The following is a 17,357-nucleotide window of genomic DNA, read 5'->3' as shown; positions in this document are numbered from 1 at the left end:
GTTTGAAATGATCGCGTGATTTTAACCTAATCTTGACCAGATGCTAAGTTTTTAATTTTATGAATGCTGGCACATAAGCAGGTTGTTGCCAGAATGATGATCCACAGTGATTGCAGCCAAATTAAGAAAATAGGCAATGCGGCGAATGCCCCATAGATGACTTGATAAGAGCTAAAGAAATGGGCGAAGCGACTGAAGATGGTGTTCAAAATAAGCAAGGCAATGGCGCCGAATAGAGAGGCGATGGATGCAAGCTTAAGGGATACTTCGGTATTTGGGGTTAGAAAATTAAGCGTGAGCAGTATTAAAAAGTACATGGCGATGCGGCCCAGGCTGAGTAAGTTGCTGATCCAGGTGTTGGGTTCAATGTCGCGTATTTGAAATGACAGCATGGTACCGGACAGGCTTAAGGAAGCCGCGAGTAAGATGGGTCCTAGGGTGAGTATTGCCCAGTAAGTAAGCAGTCGTTCGCGCACTTTTCTTTTTTTCTTGATGTTCCAGATGGATTGCACGCTGTCTTCAAAGGAGTTAAGTAGCATGAGTGCGGTGATGACCAGTGCAACGAGACCGGCTGCGGGTAAGTTTTTGGTTTGTTCTGAGAACTTGAGTAGGTAGGGGAGGATGGCGTCGCTGGTGCCTGCGGTTAAGTGGGACTCGATGAAATCAAAAAACTGAGTTTGCATGTGTTGCAGCGCAGGAGTGAAGCCTAAGATGCCGATGATGATGGTAATGATAGGAACTGCGGCCAAAAGGCTTGATAGGGTGAGTTGTGCTGCCCGCTGTGTTAGGTGGCTATGTTGAAACTGCTTCCAGGTTTCGCGCCAGTACATTGTTGCGGTTTGGAGGTTGAATTGGGGGCGCTTTAACATAAGGTGGCTCCATAAAAAGATAGGATGACGATATCATAATTCATGGCAAATTGGTCAGCAGAACGGGGTGTTGTTGCACATTGCACAATAACAGTGCAAGTCGCTCTATTTTGGGGAGAGGCCATTGTGTTCAACTGCTTTTATGCTAATATGTATCTCGTTCCTTTTGTGATATTTGTTCTGATGAATAACAAAACAATTGTTTTGTCTATTCTCGGTTCCTTGGTGACGAAAAGTCATTTTTAGCCCAGTTTATCTGGGCTTTTTTATGTCTATTAGTTGACGGCGAGCAATCCATCTCTATAATAGCCCACCATACAAATCGCAATGAAAGCTCTATTTATCAATGAACTAGAGTATTAGGTTTTATTTGGAAGACACTCTCTTCCATGTGGCTTTATCTTTTTTGTGGGCGTATAATATCGCGAAAATTGCAGTGGGCCAGTAGCTCAGTTGGATAGAGCACCCGCCTTCTAAGCGGGTGGTCGCGGGTTCGAATCCTGCCTGGCCTACCATTTGCAATCGTTAGTCTGTGTTTTCAGTTGCGCTCTTTAATAGGGCTACTCATCGTCATCCTCTCTTTCTTATTTTTAGCGCTAACCCTATGTAGTAAATGAAACTTCTTTCATGGTTTCTTTGATTTTGTTTTGGGTGGTGTTTGTTGCCCAATAAATAGTGGCTCATGTTTTTCCTGTTTGTCTGTTTTTATTGAATTCCATAAGGGCAATGGGTGCGTTCGTCCAGCGTTTTGATAAAGGGTTTGACTCCTTTGTTATCCTTCATTAACATACCGCCACAATTTTCAGTGAAGTACGCGTTGAAAGCGCTGTAAACAGTGAGTTCAGTTGTTTAAGATTGGCGATTGTTTTGGTGTGATCTTCATGTCTACATTGTGGGGTTTTTTGAGTTGCTGCTGGCGCCGTCAGTGAGTGATTGAAGTTGCTTCATGATCAGGCTTTTAGCGCATTATTTTGCACGTTTAACCTAGGTTTTGTTGGTCACTATTGGGTTGCGCTTTTGCGCAACAACGCCGGCAAATAAAGCAAGTTCCCGAGAGGAAGTTTTATGCAAGTTTCTGTAGAGACAACGTCTCCAATCGAGCGCGTTCTTACCATCAGTGTTCCAGCTGCTCGTATCGAAGAAAAAGTAAGTGCTGAAGTAGCAAAAACCGCAAAAACAGTTCGTATTGACGGTTTCCGTAAAGGTAAAGTGCCAGTGAGTGTTGTTAAAAAACGCTACGGTCAAGGCATCCGTATGGAAGCAGTTGAGCAAATTATGCGTGACGCTTACATGGAAGCGCTTCAAAAAGAAGAGTTGCAACCAGCGGGCATGCCTGCAATTGAGCCTAAAAACTTCGCTGAAGGCGAAGATCTAGAGTTCGTTGCTAAAGTAGAGGTTTACCCTGAAATCACATTGGCTGATGCTTCTGCGATTGCTGTAAACCGCGTTAGCTCTGATGTAACAGATGCTGATGTAGATACTATGCTTGAAACACTACGTAAGCAGAATGCTGATTGGGCGTCTGTTGAGCGTGAAGCTGCTGATGGCGATCAAGTAACAATTGACTTTGTTGGTTACCTTGGCGATGAAGCCTTTGAAGGTGGCGCAGCAGAAGGTCATAAATTAGTACTGGGCTCTAACACTATGATCCCTGGTTTTGAAACTGGCATTCTAGGCGCTAAAGCTGGTGAAGAACGTACTATCTCTGTTACTTTCCCTGAAGACTACCAAGCAGAAAACTTGAAAGGAAAAGAAGCGACTTTCAAAATTACTGTGTCTGAAGTTGCAGAACAAGTTATTCCAGAATTGGATGATGCTTTTGTTGAAAAATTCGGCCTAGAAGAAGCGACAGTTGACGCTCTTCGTGCTGAAGTTCGCAAGAACATGGACCGTGAACTAAACCAAGCTGTTAAAGCAAAATTGAAAAACTCATTGTTTGATGGTTTGTTGTCAATCAACGGTGATATCCAAGTGCCTTCTGGTTTGGTTGATCAAGAAGTTGATGGTTTGCGTAAGCAAGCGGCTCAGCAATTTGGCGGTCAAGGTTTTGACGCTTCCCAATTGCCTGCAGAATTGTTCCAAGAAGAAGCGACAAAACGCGCTAAACTTGGTTTGTTGATTTCTGAAGTAATCAAGCAAAATGATCTTAAAGTAGATGACGAGCGCGTTCGTGCCTTCCTAGAAGACATGGCTCAATCTTACCAAGAGCCACAGCAGGTTATTGATTACTACTTGAAGAACAAAGAACAGTTAGCGCAAGTGCAATCTGCTGTACTTGAAGAGCAAGTTGTTGATAAACTGTTAGAAACAGCTCAAATTACAGATGTAACTTTGGGTTATGAAGACGCTATCAAGCCAGAAGCCCAAGCTGAAAAAGAAGGGCAAGAAGCATAAGATTCTTCTTATCTTTTTAAATAAGGCCGACATAGCATTAGTTATGTCGGCTTTTTTGTTTTAAGGAATGCGATATGAATTTGACTAATCCAACGACAGGTCCAGTTGCCATCACAAGTAACGGTCTGGTTCCAATGGTAATTGAACAGACAGCGCGTGGAGAGAGATCGTTTGATATTTATTCACGATTATTGAAAGAGCGTGTTATCTTTTTGGTCGGCCAAGTAGAAGATCATATGGCCAATCTTGTTGTGGCTCAGCTGTTGTTTTTGGAATCTGAAAACCCAGACAAAGACATCCACCTATACATTAATTCACCAGGTGGGTCGGTCACAGCGGGCATGTCAATTTATGATACTATGCAATTCATCAAGCCAGATGTAAGTACTATGTGTATTGGTCAGGCGGCGAGTATGGGAGCGCTTCTTCTTACCGCAGGTGCGGAAGGTAAGCGTTATTGTTTGCCTAACTCACGAGTGATGATTCACCAGCCATTAGGTGGATACCAAGGTCAAGCGTCTGATATTGAGATCCATACTCGTGAAATTTTAAGTATTAAACACAAGTTGAATGAGATCATTTCTTTTCATACCGGTAAGCCAATTGATCAAGTTGCCATCGACACAGATCGAGACAATTTCATGAATCCTGAAACGGCGAAAGAGTACGGTCTGATTGATGAAATTTTACAAAAACGTACGGTTTAAAAAGGGTGGAATAAATGTCGGATGATAAGTTTAGCCGTGGCGACCACTCTGATCGGCTATTGTATTGTTCTTTCTGTGGAAAGAGCCAAGATGAAGTTAAAAAGCTGATTGCAGGTCCTTCGGTTTATATTTGTAATGAGTGTGTTGATCTATGCAACAACATCATTACACAGGAACTATTGCAGGGTGATAGTGTAGGCGAAGCGAGTGATGAGCTGCCTACGCCAGCGAAGCTAAGCGCGTCTTTAGATGATTATGTTATTGGTCAAGAGCGCGCGAAGCGTGTTTTGGCGGTGGCAGTTTATAATCATTATAAGCGCTTGCGTCACCAAGGTAAGGCAGACAGCGGCGTTGAGTTAGGAAAGAGTAACATACTCTTGATTGGTCCAACTGGTAGCGGTAAAACCTTGTTGGCTCAAACGCTTGCCCGTGTATTGGATGTGCCTTTTACTATTGCTGATGCCACTACTTTGACAGAAGCGGGTTATGTAGGTGAAGACGTTGAAAACATCATTCAGAAGCTGCTGCAAAGCTGTGACTATGATGTCGAAAAAGCTCAGCGCGGGATTGTCTATATTGATGAGATCGATAAGATTTCTCGTAAGTCTGATAACCCTTCCATTACACGTGATGTGTCTGGTGAAGGGGTGCAACAAGCCTTGTTGAAGTTGATTGAAGGTACGGTTGCTTCTGTTCCACCGCAAGGGGGTCGTAAGCATCCTCAGCAAGAGTTCTTGCAGGTAGACACGTCTAATATCTTGTTTATCTGTGGCGGTGCTTTTGCTGGGCTAGAGCGTGTCATTAGTGAGCGTACAGAAAAAAGTAGTATCGGCTTCTCTGCGAAAGTGAAGAGCAAAGAAGAAGGCAAGTCTTTTTCTGAAGCTGTGCATCAAGTAGAAACAGAAGACCTAGTGAAGTTTGGTTTGATTCCTGAGTTTGTTGGTCGTTTGCCTGTGGTAGCGACCTTGTCTGAACTGGATGAAGAAGCTTTGGTGACTATTCTGAGTGAGCCTAAGAATGCTTTGACCAAACAGTATCAGCATTTGTTTGAGTTAGAAGGGGTGGAGCTAGAATTCACGCCTGAAGCGTTGAAAGAAGCGGCTTCACTAGCGTTAGAGCGCAAAACAGGTGCTCGTGGTTTGCGTAGTATTTTAGAATCCGCTTTGTTGGATTGTATGTACGACCTTCCGGCACGCACCGATGTGTCAAAAGTGGTGATGGACGCCTCTTCTATGAAGGGTGAAAGCGCGCCTTTGATGGTGTTGGAAAAAGAAGAACTCGCAAAAAACGGGTAGCTCTTTGATCGCATAAATTAAAGCCGAGATTGAATTTGTTATTCAATCTCGGCTTTTTTTTTAGTGTGAGATTGAAAAACAGCATGTACACTGAATTCAACACCCTGATACGGTTGTTTTTTTTATTATTGTCCTTATCTCTTTCCTAATCAAAGAATGAAATGAAAGTGCGCGGTATATTGCGCCCAGATTGGAAATAAATATGTCTAAATTCTCAATGATGCCCATGCTGCCATTGCGTGATGTGGTGGTTTACCCTCATATGGTGTTGCCACTGTTCGTTGGTCGTGCAAAATCGATAGCTGCACTCGAAGCCGCGATGGAAAATGATAAATATGTGTTTCTGGTAGCGCAGCAAGATGCCTCCAAAGATGATCCTCAGCTTGAAGACCTGTATTCCATTGGTACGACGGCAAAAGTGATGCAGTTATTACGTCTTCCTGATGGCACGGTCAAAGTGCTTGTAGAGGGTGGCTCACGTGCTCGCCTTGATGCGATAGAAGAGGGTGAAGACTATGTTTCGGGCCGTATTATGGCGCTTGAGGCAGAAGAAGAAAACGAATCTGAGTACAGCGCGATTCGCAGCGCCTTGCTTAAGCAGCTAGATGAATATGTGGCGGGAAGTAAGCGTATTCCAGCGGAAGTGGTCACCTCGGTTAAGTCGATTGATGATCTCTCTAAATTGATTGATAGCATCACTGGCCACATGAGCCTTAAGTTAGAAGATAAGCAGCAAGTGCTGGAAATCAAATCACTTACTGAGCGTGGTGAGTACTTAATCGCCCTCATGGACGGTGAGTTGGATATTGCCCATTTGGAAAAGAATATTCGCAGTCGTGTGAAGAAGCAAATGGAAAAAAGCCAGCGAGAATACTATCTGAATGAGCAAATGAAAGCGATTCAGAAAGAGCTTGGTGATATGGAAGATGGCGGCAGTGAGCTGGATATTCTACAAGAGAAAGTAGAGCAAGCTGGCATGTCTCCTGAAGCAACGGAAAAAGCCGAAGCAGAGCTTAAGAAATTGCGCATGATGTCGCCTATGTCTGCAGAGGCGACGGTAGTGCGTGGCTACATTGATTGGTTGATCTCATTACCGTGGAAAAAACGCAGTAAGGTGCGCAATGATCTCGCGTATGCGGAAAAGGTTTTGAACCAAGATCACTATGGCCTACAAGATGTAAAAGAGCGCATCTTAGAGTTCTTAGCGGTTCAGCAGCGCGTCAAAAAAGTCAAAGGCCCGGTACTTTGTTTGGTTGGGCCACCGGGGGTGGGTAAAACCTCTTTAGGTCAATCCATCGCGAAAGCAGTGAACCGTAAATACGTGCGTATGGCGCTTGGTGGAGTACGTGATGAGGCGGAAATTCGCGGCCATCGTCGTACTTACATTGGTTCTATGCCAGGTAAATTGCTGCAAAAATTGGCAAAAATCAAAGTTAAAAACCCATTATTCTTGTTGGATGAAATTGACAAAATGGGCATGGATCAGCGCGGCGATCCAGCGTCCGCTTTACTTGAGGTGTTGGATCCAGAGCAGAACCATACCTTCAGTGATCATTACTTGGAAGTAGACTACGATTTGTCTGACGTGATGTTTATCTGTACCTCAAACAGCATGAACATTCCTGGGCCCTTGCTTGATCGTATGGAAGTGATTCGAATTCCAGGTTATACCGAGGACGAAAAATTAAATATTGCTAAGCGCTACTTATTGCCTAAGCAGATTAAACTGGCAGGGCTCAAAGAAAAAGAAATTCAGGTGTCGGATGACGCGCTCATGGATGTCATTCGTTATTACACGAAAGAAGCGGGTGTGCGTGGTCTTGAGCGTGAGCTAAGTAAAATCTGCCGCCGTGTAATCAAGCAGCAAACGCTAAGTAAGAGCACTGAGGCTGTGTCGGTCACCTCTGATAATTTAGAGGATTTCTCTGGTATCCGTAAATTCAGTTATGGTAAAGCAGAAGAGAAGAACCAAATTGGTCAGGTGACAGGGTTGGCTTGGACTTCAGTGGGTGGTGAGCTATTGACGATCGAGGCCGCTGGTGTGGCTGGTAAGGGTCGTCATGTGAAGACTGGATCTTTGGGTGATGTCATGCAAGAATCCATTCAGGCGGCTTTAACGGTCGTTAGAAGCCGTGCTGTAGGGTTAGGCATAGATGAAGACTTCCATGAGAAAACCGATTTGCATTTGCATGTGCCAGAAGGTGCTACGCCAAAAGATGGGCCTAGTGCCGGTATTGCTATGTGTACTGCCATTGTCTCTGTTTTGGCGAAGATCCCTGTAAAAGCCTCTGTGGCGATGACAGGTGAGATTACCTTGCGTGGTGAAGTGTTACCTATTGGTGGTCTTAAAGAGAAATTGCTGGCAGCTCATCGAGGAGGGATAAAAACCGTTGTTATTCCTCATGAGAACGCTCGTGACTTGAAAGAGATTCCTGATAATATCAAAGCGGATATGAAAGTTATTCCGGTAAAATGGATAGATGAAGTCCTAGATATTGCTTTAGAGTACATTCCTTCACCAAAAAAGGAAGAAACCTTGGCTTCAAAGGAAAAAACTGTTGATGAACAAGAAACTGTGAGTCATCATTAGGCTAAACCCCGTGTTGACAAGGGGTGGGGAGGGCTTGTATAACTTTGGCTCGACCTTGTCGGTAGGCTCTTATACAGCGCCGAAAATAATTCTAAAGGAACCACGATAATACTGAAGGGGTAAAGCGTGAATAAATCTGAACTGATTGATGCTATTGCAGCGTCTGCAGACCTATCTAAAGCTTCTGCAAGTAATGCACTGGATGCAACTCTAAAAGCAATTGAAGAGGCGTTGGCGAAAGGTGATCAAGTAACATTGGTAGGTTTTGGTACTTTTGCAGTTAAAGAGCGTGCGGCACGTACTGGTCGTAACCCTCAAACTGGTGCGGAAATTCAAATTAAAGCGGCTAAGGTTCCTGGCTTCAAGGCCGGTAAAGGTCTTAAAGACGCCGTAAACTAATGAATCAGGAGCAGTAGTTCAGTTGGTTAGAATACCTGCCTGTCACGCAGGGGGTCGCGGGTTCGAGTCCCGTCTGTTCCGCCATTAGACACAAAAAGGTGTATTCCAAGCGGAATGCACCTTTTTTATTTACGAAATATCATAAATTCATTCGGAGGCATAATGCTCCAAGATATAAGAGATAAGTCGCAAGGCATTGTGGTAAAGATCATTGTAGGCTTTATTGTCGTGACTTTTGCTCTATTTGGCGTCGATGCTTTAGTTCAAAGTTTCAACTCAAGCGACAAAGTAGCGGAAGTAGATGGTACTGACATTACTCGTACACAAATGCTTCAAGGGGCTGAAACTCAGCGTCGTCAGCTAATTTCTATGATGGGTGGTAATGTTGACCCTGCGCTGCTTCAAGAAAATGTGCTGCAGAGTCGTGCTATCAATGAATTGATTCAGCGAGCCTTGTTAAGTAACCAAGCAAGTGCGCTTGATTTGGGTGTATCAGACGCTCAAGTAAATGCTTATTTGTTACAAGCAGGTCAATTCCAAACAGATGGAAAATTTGACCAAACGAAATACATCAGTTTCATTAATTCTCTAGGTTATACGCCGCTTGCGTTTAAAAACCGAATTAAAGAAGATATTTTGATTCAGCAAACCCGTAATGCGATTGCTGGGTCTGAGTTTGTTCTACCTTATCAAGTCAACAGCATTGCTCAATTGCAGTCACAGCAGCGTTCGTATGACTACGTGACGTTTTCCTTGGCTGATGAGTCTGAAAATACCAATGTTTCAGATCAAGAGCTGAAAGCCTATTACGATGCTCATCAAGAAGACTTTAAAACGCCAGAAGAAGTAAAAGTGGATTACGTTGTTTTGAAATCTTCAGATTTTAAAGACAAGGTAAAGGTAACGGATGCCGAATTGCAGGATGCCTATAAAGCGTTTGCTTCTGGTGCTGCGCAAGAAGAGCGTGATGCGTCACACATCCTAATTGATACCTCTAGCCGTACGGCAGACGAAGCACAGCAACGTTTAGCAGAAGTTAAAGCGAAACTGGCCGCAGGGGAAAAATTTGCTGATCTAGCAGAGCAATACTCTGATGACATTGGCTCTAAAAATGCCGGTGGTGAATTGGGTTATATTGCCAAAGGCTCGATGGTGGCGCCGTTTGAAGACACCTTGTTTGGTATGAAGAAAGGCGAAGTTAAGTCAGTAGAAACCAAGTTTGGTTTGCATTTGATTAAACTTAATGCCATTTCAGAAGCCAAGGTGGCTAGCTTTGCCGAGAAAAAGGCTGAGCTGACAAACAATATCATGGCGGCCAAAACCCGCGATGCTTTATTGGGGGCGCGTGAGAATATTACCGATTTAGCATACGCGAGCGATCAACTGGATGCGTTGGCAAAAGAGTATGGCGTTAAGGTGCAGACGAGCGACTACTTTAGCCGTCAGGGTGGCTCAGACGTGCTGACAAGCAACCCAGCGGTTATTAGTGCTGCCTTCGGTGACACTGTGTTAAAAGATAACCAGAACAGTGATCTGATCGATATCAGTGATGACGAAGTAGTGGTTATTCATCTAAATGATCACCAAGAAGAGGCTGTTCAGTCGTTTGCTGATGCGAAAGCAGAAGTGACGTCTCACGTGGTGCAAGAAAAAGCAGTGGCGTCATTGAAAGCCAAAGCAGAAGCGGCAAAAACCGCTACTGGCACCCAATGGAAAGCCGTTGCACAGGCCGAACGAGGTCAAGATGAAGTGACTTCCTTAGCCTTCACTATGCCATACCCTAATGAGCAGCCAGTGATTGAGGTTAAAACCTTATCCAATGGTGATCTGGCTCTGATCCGCTTGAACAAAGTGGCACCCGGTTCTGAGCAGGTGACAGACAGCCAAAAACAGGCTTATGAAAGTTACCTTAACCAAACAGAAGCGACCATGAGTACCCAAGCTCAGCAGAAATTCTTGGAAGATAGTGCGGATATAGAGCGTACTGCGCTTTAAAAATTTGCACTTTCAAAACCAAAAGGCCACTCATTGAGTGGCCTTTTTTGTTGGTCTGTCTTTGGTTTGTCCAATAGAGATATAGGATGCGAGTTGAATGGCGGTGGTAAATCGGATTAAGGGAGCCAGCAGGTATCAGGTCTGATGTTGCTGGCTCGCGAGAGCCTGACAGGCTAGTCTAGGAGGGTAGTGAACCAGCGTGTTGCAGGAATGAAAAAAGCATTGCCTGTATGAGCTGTGGTAAATCTCATTAGATGATCATAGTGTCCTTGCTCATCCCCTTTCACCATGCTTTCAAGCATTTGGTTGAAGATGTTAGGCGTTTTGCTGTAACTGGCGAACATCAAGCCTTTTTCTGTTAGCGACGCAAATGGCATGCTATGACGTAATATTTCCAGTGATTGGCCATTGCTGTCTTTCAAGGACGTTCTTTTGGTGTGGGCGTGTGGTGACTTTTGGCTAGCAGCGTATTCTTCATTGCTGTACTTAGTGCGGCCATAGATGTCTTCTTGGCTTTTTAGGTCTTGATGTTCCCACTTATCTAGATCGTGAACGAAGCGCATTAGGTTCAAATAAGAACCGCCCTCGAAATCAGGGTCTTCTGCGCCAACCAAGGCAACCTGCTTGCGCTTTTCGCCTTCAGGGTTTTCTGTACCATCTACAAAACCAGTTAAGTCACGGTTATCAAGATATTTAAAGCAGCTTACTTCCTCAACGAGTTCAAGGCTTTTGTCAAACGCTTGAAAGAGGGCGTTTGCTAATTGATAGCTCACATCGCGACGCATAGAGCGGATGTGAAAAACAAGTTCACCTGCGGTTTCATTGACTTCAATCTGCTGATTTTTAAAGTGTGGAAAAGGAGCAAGGCCCTGAGGTTTCTTGGTGTTGTCAAAAAGCGGCCAGATGGCATGGTTTAGCCCGATCGATGCATACAATGCGGCATCAGGAAACTGCTGGGCGATGTCATGAACAATGTCCGTAGAGGACGCAAGGGCGTGTTTTGCTTGTGCTATTCGATCACGTACTAGGTTGAACGTTATAAAAAGCGCATCGCTGGATGCTTCTGGGATGATTCCAGTTTGATATGCCTGGGTCATGGTCGCCGTTTCTCCATAAATAAGGCTGTGCTGGCCAATTTAAAAGTTTGGGTAGAGGGTTTTTAGCTGGCTGGCTTGTGTTTTCTTGGGTTGGCCGCTTTTGTATTCTTCCAGCGCTTCTGCCAGTGATGTTCCTTGCCATTGGTTGCTAGCTTGCTTGGAATACAGCATTAACTCCGCTTCCATTAATAGTTGCGTTAGTTTTACCGAAGCGGCGAGACGCTTAATGTCATCAAGGCTTCTGATTTTTTCGTCGCCCCATCTGTGTCTTGCCCATTCTAATAAATGTGACCGTAATTCTCCAAGGTTATCTTGGCGACAGCATTGAGTGAGTGCGTTAAAGGCGCTGTTTTCATCGCTTGAACTAAGCGGGGCAAACTCTTGCAGCGTGGGGACAAGGTCTTCGTCTTGGTTTGGTTTTTTTCGTCTTTTAGTGAATAAAATCAACCAGCTGATTGAGAGGATAGCCAATAGTATGATGAGCGTAATAATGGTGTATTGGCGCCAAGAAAGTGGTTTTGTTTCTGTTTTATCTGTCTGCGGGGCGGCGCTAGGTGAGTTGCTCTCATTAGCGGGTTTCTTGGCCAGAGAAATAGGCGTGTTTGGCTTGCTTTCAACTGCTTTCTTGCTGGAAGACGTTGTTTGGTGAGCAATGGGTTTGCCCGCCTCTTGCTGGTGTTCGGGTGTCGTTGCTTTTGGAGTTGCTGTGGGTGTTGTCGGTAATGCCGCGATGGTCATAGAGGGGGTGCTGGCGGTTGCGGTAGCTGTCGCTTCGCGGTCTGTATTCCAGTAAGTAAGGTTGACTTGTGGCAAGGTTAATGTGCCCGCTTGCGTGGGTACGACTTCGATTTTTAGGCTTTGTTGTCCGACGATGCCGTCGGCATTTTTTTGGCTACTAAATTTAATCGGTTGAGGGTAGAGTTTGTACCCCGCGGTGCTGTCGAATGTCAGTTGCGGAATTTGTTCGGGCAAGGCGTCTTTAGCGCTTACCTCTATCTGCCAAATTAAGGTATCACCTACTCTGGGGGCGTCACTGGTTTTGCTTAGTTTTGTGTTGATGGTGACCGACTGGCTGGGTAGCCAATTGTCACTTGGGTAGCTTGCAGGAATGGCTTGCACCTGTAAATTAACAGGGTCGCTCTGTACTTTAATAATACGGTTGCCCGCTGAGGTGTTTATCATTGCACGCACGCTTTGTGGGGCGATGCTAATGGTTCCGCTTTTCTGAGGAAAAAGCAAATACTGGCGTGTCAGTACTTGATATCGCGTGCCGTTAATCGTCTGGTAAGCCATCTGATCGTCACTCAGGCGTTCAATCACCAAATCCGAATTAGCAGGGCGAGATAAATTGGCATTTTGCAAGGATACAGAAGTAAAAAGCTGTTCGCTTAATATAACCTGTTGTTGTAAATAAGGGCTGTTGTCCGATATTTGGGTTTTGACCATGACCGGAGGATTTCCCTTGCTGTCCAGCAATTGGGGGGCATTTTTAACCACCAGTTTTATGGCTTGAGAGCTTTGTCCAGCAATCGTGATCGGTGGTATTTCAAAGGTTCCCACGGATTTAGGCATTAACGAAATGACCCAGTAGGTGAGGGCTGTGTTGGAACCTACGTTGAAACTAAATTGGCTGTTTTGACTTTGCCCTAGGATATCAAAGTCTTTTTTGAGGGGGCTTAGGTCAGGCCCTGTGCCTGTGTTAGTAAAGTTCGCCCTTAAAGTTAGTTGCACGACTTGGTTCTCAACCACAGTCGTTTTATCTAAAGAAGCAACGAGACTTTCGGCGTGGGCAGTAAAGGACAGCAGGCTGAAGGTCAAAACAATCATAGCGGTTAAGGTGAGGCTGATGGCTCTGCTCACAACCAAAGATGAATGAAATAGACGCGTTGTTACCATGGGTTTTGCCCATCCTCTTGGCTGAATCGGTTTTCGTGGCGTTTTTCTTGGTGTAGATACCAGAGTTTGCGTTGTAATAAGGTTCCAGGGTCATCCTGGATCTGCCTGAGCCACTGGTTGAGCGCTTGTTTTTGCTCATTGTTCAGTTTGTCTTCAGCGTGTTTTTGCTGTTCGTTTTTGGCTGTCTTACTGGTTTCTTTATTATCCTCGGACGGCGGCTTTTTGTCTTGTTTTTCAGGGCTTTTATTGTCTTTTTTTGAATTGTTTTGAGAATTTGGCTTATTCTCAGGGCGAGACTTGTCTTGATCGCTTTGTTGTTCTTGATCTTGGTTCTGTGGCTTAGTTTTTTGCTGCTTGTTCTTCTGTTGTTGCTGTTTCTGTTTCTGTTCCTGCTTTTGCTTTTGCTTTTCTAGGTAATTTAGGTTGTCTTGTGCTTGTTTAAACCCAGGGTCCAGCTCTAGCGCTTTTTGGTAAGCTGCAATGGCGTCGTCTGTTTTACCGGCTAAGGCTAAGGCATTTCCCAAATTGTAATAATCGGCTGAGTTGTGGCTATGAGGCGCCAAAGTGGTGGCGGCTTGAGAGTAGTCGCCTAATGCGTAAGCTGATGCGGCTTGCCAGTCTGGGCGTTGAAAATGTTTGGCGGCGGTTTTCCAGTCGCCTTGATCTACCGCTTGTTGGCCTTTCTGGTCGGGTGTTTTGAACCAGTCGAGAGGAGAAGCAGTGGCTTTGTTAGTAGGGAGCATAAAGATGCCGAATAGCAGGGCGACCAGCATGCCTCGACGGAATTGAAATGCGAGCCACAAGAGGAAAGGTAAGGCGAGCCATTGGCCTTGATCCAGCCAATGTATGCTCTTGTTATCCGCTTGTTTAGCCGCATTGCCGGTTGCTTGATCGGTGATTGCATTCAGTTCTGAAGAGGATAGTCTGGCGTGGTAAAAGCGCCCGTTAATCTCTTGGCTTAAAGTTTGTAGTTGTGGAATAGGCGTCGTTGGGGTGACTTTTTGGCCATTGGCTTTGAGGACGCGCCCATCTGGCAATTGAATTTCACCGCCCTGTTCGGTGCCTATCGCAATGACGTCGATGCGGGCGTTGTAATCTTCCAGCAGATCGGGAATGTCGCTTTGGTCTGATGGATTCACGCTGTCGGTTAGTACGATTAGGTGTACGGGTGTACTTTTACTTTTCACCAGAGACAGTGCGGTTTTAATACCACTCGTCAGGTTGCTGCCATATACCGGCATAACGAGGGGATTTAGGGCGACCAAAAAATGGGTGATGGTTTCTTTGTCTTGGCTAAATGGGCTAATGACATAGGCATCACCGGCAAAGGCGACCAGCGCAATATCGCCATCTTTGCTTTGTGACAAAATGTCTCGAATGGTCTGCTTTAGCTGTGTTTCTCGGTCTGGTTTGATGTCTGTTGCATACATGGACATGGACTGATCGACGACCAGTATGGTCTTGTTGCTGGATTCAAACATGGTAGAGGGGGTTTGTGTCCAACTGATACCAGCCAGTCCTACCCAAAAGCAACTAAAGCAGATGATGCCGAGCCACTTATTAACGCCACCGGATTCGCCCTTGTGTTCCAGGTGTACCAGCAAATTTTTATCAATGGCTTGGTTGAGTGTACTGCTTGTTGTTCGTTGATATTGGATCAATGCAAACAGGATCCAGCAGGCGGGTACCAATAACAACCAATAAGGGCGAGCGAAATGAAGAGTATCGAAAAGAGTCATGGGTTTCTCCCGATGCGTAAGCTGAGCTTACCGCTGCTAACTAGGGCAAGAGCAAGGAAGAAAGTGGCCGCGAGGCCCAGCCAATGAAAGTAGCTGGTAATTGGGCGCTGCCAAATAGATTGAGCAGGTGCTGGTTCCAGTTTATCTAGGGTCTGATAGATGCGGCGTAAATCACTGGTACTTTTGGCCCTAAAGTATTCTCCGCCTGTTTTTTGGGCGATGTTCTTGAGCATTGTTTCGTCTAAGTCGTTTGATGGGTTGATGGTTTGTGGGCCAAAGAAACCTTGTACTTGCATGCTATCCGCGCCGATGCCTATGGTGTGAATACGTAGTTTTTGAGAGGCGGCAAAACGTGCTGCTTGGTCTGGTTTTACGCGGCCTGCAGTGTTGGCGCCATCGGTCATCAAAATCAGGACTTTCTTATCGGAAGGTCTGTTTTCAAGGCGTTTAATGCCTAAGCCAATGGCATCACCAATGGCGGTTTGTTCTCCGGCAAAACCAATTTGTTCTTCTTGCACGAGCTGATTAATGGTTTTTGTATCAAAGCTTAACGGTGCTTGTAAATACGCTTTAGAGCCAAACACGATTAACCCAATGCGATCGCCACGTCGCTGCTTGATGAAATCAGACAGTACCGACTTGGCGGCGCTTAAACGATCAGTAGCTTGGCCATTTAAGGTCATATCTTTGATCTGCATACTGCCAGACAAATCCAGCGCAATCAGTAGGTCGCGACCAGAAGGGGTTACTTGAGTGGGCTCACCAAGCCAGGTGGGGCGAGCAATGGCCAAGACTAGGCAAAACCATGCAAGGCAGAGAAATATGAGTGGTAAGTGAAGCGCTTTTTTTGTCCCTATGCGCTCTTGTCTGTTGGCTAAGTACTGGGCATTAGGGAACCAAAGGGCCTGGCCTTTAGGCGCGACTTTAGGTAATAGGTAAAAAACAATGGGGAGTGGCAAAAGGCAAAGAAACCAAGGCCAGGTGAGTTCAAGCATGGTGTTTCCTTATCCAGTAGCGAGTGTTGTTAATAATGCGCTCGCGCTGCTCTGGGGTAAGTGTGATATCGCCTCGGTAGGGGCCATCCACAAACACTTCTCCAAGTTGTTTGAAGTGGTATTTTGCTGGGGATTTCTGGTCCAGTGTGTCAATCAATTGCGCGGCTGGGAGCGCGGCTTGGGAGAGTTTGTTTTCACTCACCAGGCAGCGCCGGATCAGTTCATGACATAAAACAATAAGCCCGCTGTCGGCTAGCTTCTCAGCGTTGGATTTGAGTGCCGCAAGAGCTTCCCGGCGGTAAGCATTGCGTCGGTGCTTTTTGTATAACAAGAACAATGCGCCCGTAATAAGAAGTAGGGCGATGGCCAAGATTAACCATGTCCACCAAACGGGAGGCCACATGGGGACTGCATTAGGTAATAGGTATGCCTTGTGTGGTAAGGCGATGCTGGTGGTTGCGGTTGCCATTAGCGTAACGCCCCTTGGTCTAATAAATAGCGAGCAATGCCTTCAGGGGGCTTACTGATATCAAATAGTTGGTGGCGAATGCCGATTTTAGCCAAGCGCTGGCGCATGATTGCGTTCTGTTCAAAAAAGTCTTGTTTTGCTTGCTCAGAGCTCTTCTTGGTGATGTTAACTGAGACCGTGCCGCTTGAATCCGCAAATTGGTATTGTCCTGGGGGTAATTCAAAAGAATGATGGTCAAAAATTTGTACCCAGTGTACTTGGTTGTGCTTCGCAAGTTGTTGAAGCGCGGTCTGTTGTTCGCTATCCCAGTCTTGTTTATCGGTAAGAATGATAATGTCTTTGTTGTGGGCTTTGGCCGTGACTTTTGATTTATACCAACCTAGTTGATGGTTGCCTGGTTGGTTTCTATTGCTAACCTGTGACGCACTTTTTAATTGTTTGATCATCGCCCAGACGGAGCTTTTGTTAAAGTTTTCCACGGTTTTATCTGCAAAACTTAGGCTGTACAGGAGCTTATCGCCTTGTTGCTCAGAACGCCATGCGATCAAGCCTGCCAGCTGTAAAAAACGTGTCGAAATAAAAGCATAGCGTGTGCTGAAATAGGCGGCCGGAGAAAGGTCCATAAGCAACAGTCTTTGATGGTCGTTTTCTTGGGCATAAAGCCGTGTGTGAGTGTGACCTGTTCGAGCTGTTACTCGCCAATCAACGTGTCTAAGATCATCACTCGTTTGATAGGGTCGCAGTTCCAGCATTTCCATGCCGTGACCTTTTTGTTTCGAGCGTTTTTCACCGGACTTCATGCTAAAGCGAGTTGCTTTTGAAGCGCGCCCTAAGTGCTTAGCATAATGAGCGAGTAAGGCGAAATCAGAGTCATTAAGCTCAGGGGAAGCGGGTGATAGTAATGGATTCATA

At 45.5% G+C, this 17,357-nt stretch carries 13 protein-coding genes and 2 tRNA genes; 8 read left to right on the top strand and 7 right to left on the bottom strand.

The genetic code is table 11. The features are described 5' to 3' along the window. Positions 1–26: 26 nt before the first annotated feature. Positions 27–869: a YihY family inner membrane protein gene (locus DFP81_RS00295; protein ID WP_115895765.1), complete on the bottom strand. Its 843-nt coding sequence runs from the start codon at positions 867–869 to the stop codon at positions 27–29. A gap of 438 nt (positions 870–1,307) precedes the next feature. Between DFP81_RS00295 and DFP81_RS00290 the strand changes: the two genes are divergently transcribed. The 8 genes from DFP81_RS00290 (at position 1,308) to DFP81_RS00255 (ending at position 10,249) form a co-directional block, all read left to right on the top strand. Beyond that, a tRNA-Arg gene (locus DFP81_RS00290) sits at positions 1,308–1,384 on the top strand. A 550-nt stretch (positions 1,385–1,934) separates the two neighbouring features. Next, positions 1,935–3,263, top strand: coding sequence for a trigger factor (gene tig / locus DFP81_RS00285; RefSeq protein WP_115895764.1), 1,329 nt, complete (start codon positions 1,935–1,937; stop codon positions 3,261–3,263). Between the two features lie 74 nt (positions 3,264–3,337). Then, positions 3,338–3,970, top strand: coding sequence for an ATP-dependent Clp endopeptidase proteolytic subunit ClpP (gene clpP, locus DFP81_RS00280; protein WP_115895763.1), 633 nt, complete (start codon positions 3,338–3,340; stop codon positions 3,968–3,970). A gap of 14 nt (positions 3,971–3,984) precedes the next feature. Next, positions 3,985–5,265 (top strand): ATP-dependent protease ATP-binding subunit ClpX, encoded by a 1,281-nt coding sequence (gene clpX, locus DFP81_RS00275; RefSeq protein WP_115895762.1) that lies wholly within the window; start codon positions 3,985–3,987, stop codon positions 5,263–5,265. A 202-nt stretch (positions 5,266–5,467) separates the two neighbouring features. Continuing rightward, complete coding sequence (gene lon, locus DFP81_RS00270; protein WP_115895761.1) at positions 5,468–7,855, top strand: endopeptidase La; 2,388 nt, start codon at positions 5,468–5,470, stop codon at positions 7,853–7,855. A 126-nt stretch (positions 7,856–7,981) separates the two neighbouring features. Next, complete coding sequence (locus tag DFP81_RS00265; RefSeq protein WP_115895760.1) at positions 7,982–8,254, top strand: HU family DNA-binding protein; 273 nt, start codon at positions 7,982–7,984, stop codon at positions 8,252–8,254. Between the two features lie 7 nt (positions 8,255–8,261). After that, a tRNA-Asp gene (locus DFP81_RS00260) sits at positions 8,262–8,338 on the top strand. Between the two features lie 78 nt (positions 8,339–8,416). Beyond that, complete coding sequence (locus tag DFP81_RS00255) at positions 8,417–10,249, top strand: SurA N-terminal domain-containing protein (RefSeq protein WP_115895759.1); 1,833 nt, start codon at positions 8,417–8,419, stop codon at positions 10,247–10,249. A 173-nt stretch (positions 10,250–10,422) separates the two neighbouring features. On the opposite strand, the gene DFP81_RS00250 is transcribed toward DFP81_RS00255, so the two are convergent. Genes DFP81_RS00250 through DFP81_RS00225 form a run of 6 tightly spaced genes read right to left on the bottom strand, consistent with a single transcriptional unit; the run spans position 10,423 to position 17,356 of the window. Then, positions 10,423–11,346, bottom strand: a complete 924-nt coding sequence (locus DFP81_RS00250) for a Dyp-type peroxidase (protein WP_115895758.1) — start codon at positions 11,344–11,346, stop codon at positions 10,423–10,425. Between the two features lie 39 nt (positions 11,347–11,385). Then, positions 11,386–13,242 (bottom strand): BatD family protein, encoded by a 1,857-nt coding sequence (locus DFP81_RS00245; protein WP_115895757.1) that lies wholly within the window; start codon positions 13,240–13,242, stop codon positions 11,386–11,388. After that, positions 13,236–14,981: a VWA domain-containing protein gene (locus tag DFP81_RS00240; protein ID WP_115895756.1), complete on the bottom strand. Its 1,746-nt coding sequence runs from the start codon at positions 14,979–14,981 to the stop codon at positions 13,236–13,238. Before DFP81_RS00240 ends, DFP81_RS00245 begins: the two co-directional genes overlap by 7 nt. Beyond that, positions 14,978–15,976, bottom strand: a complete 999-nt coding sequence (locus DFP81_RS00235) for a vWA domain-containing protein (RefSeq protein WP_115895755.1) — start codon at positions 15,974–15,976, stop codon at positions 14,978–14,980. The genes DFP81_RS00240 and DFP81_RS00235 overlap by 4 nt, the downstream gene beginning before the upstream one ends. After that, positions 15,969–16,445 (bottom strand): DUF4381 domain-containing protein, encoded by a 477-nt coding sequence (locus tag DFP81_RS00230; RefSeq protein ID WP_115895754.1) that lies wholly within the window; start codon positions 16,443–16,445, stop codon positions 15,969–15,971. The genes DFP81_RS00235 and DFP81_RS00230 overlap by 8 nt, the downstream gene beginning before the upstream one ends. Further along, positions 16,445–17,356, bottom strand: a complete 912-nt coding sequence (locus DFP81_RS00225; RefSeq protein WP_115895753.1) for a DUF58 domain-containing protein — start codon at positions 17,354–17,356, stop codon at positions 16,445–16,447. The genes DFP81_RS00230 and DFP81_RS00225 overlap by 1 nt, the downstream gene beginning before the upstream one ends. Position 17,357: the final 1 nt, after the last annotated feature.

The sequence above is a fragment of the Marinomonas pollencensis genome (assembly GCF_003387375.1).
In the GTDB taxonomy this organism is placed as follows: Bacteria; Pseudomonadota; Gammaproteobacteria; order Pseudomonadales; family Marinomonadaceae; genus Marinomonas; species Marinomonas pollencensis.
Note: the sequence above shows the minus strand (reverse complement) of the source record. Positions and strands in the feature narration are given on the sequence as shown.

Bases quoted from the DNA above. Each gene is read 5' to 3' on its own strand.
- DFP81_RS00250 (WP_115895758.1), bottom strand. From the start codon at position 11,346: ATGACCCAGGCATATCAAACTGGAATCATCCCAGAAGCATCCAGCGAT.
- lon (WP_115895761.1), top strand. From the start codon at position 5,468: ATGTCTAAATTCTCAATGATGCCCATGCTGCCATTGCGTGATGTGGTG.
- clpP (WP_115895763.1), top strand. From the start codon at position 3,338: ATGAATTTGACTAATCCAACGACAGGTCCAGTTGCCATCACAAGTAAC.
- tig (WP_115895764.1), top strand. From the start codon at position 1,935: ATGCAAGTTTCTGTAGAGACAACGTCTCCAATCGAGCGCGTTCTTACC.
- DFP81_RS00245 (WP_115895757.1), bottom strand. From the start codon at position 13,242: ATGGTAACAACGCGTCTATTTCATTCATCTTTGGTTGTGAGCAGAGCC.
- DFP81_RS00240 (WP_115895756.1), bottom strand. From the start codon at position 14,981: ATGACTCTTTTCGATACTCTTCATTTCGCTCGCCCTTATTGGTTGTTA.
- DFP81_RS00295 (WP_115895765.1), bottom strand. From the start codon at position 869: ATGTTAAAGCGCCCCCAATTCAACCTCCAAACCGCAACAATGTACTGG.
- DFP81_RS00225 (WP_115895753.1), bottom strand. From the start codon at position 17,356: ATGAATCCATTACTATCACCCGCTTCCCCTGAGCTTAATGACTCTGAT.
- DFP81_RS00235 (WP_115895755.1), bottom strand. From the start codon at position 15,976: ATGCTTGAACTCACCTGGCCTTGGTTTCTTTGCCTTTTGCCACTCCCC.
- clpX (WP_115895762.1), top strand. From the start codon at position 3,985: ATGTCGGATGATAAGTTTAGCCGTGGCGACCACTCTGATCGGCTATTG.
- DFP81_RS00255 (WP_115895759.1), top strand. From the start codon at position 8,417: ATGCTCCAAGATATAAGAGATAAGTCGCAAGGCATTGTGGTAAAGATC.
- DFP81_RS00230 (WP_115895754.1), bottom strand. From the start codon at position 16,445: ATGGCAACCGCAACCACCAGCATCGCCTTACCACACAAGGCATACCTA.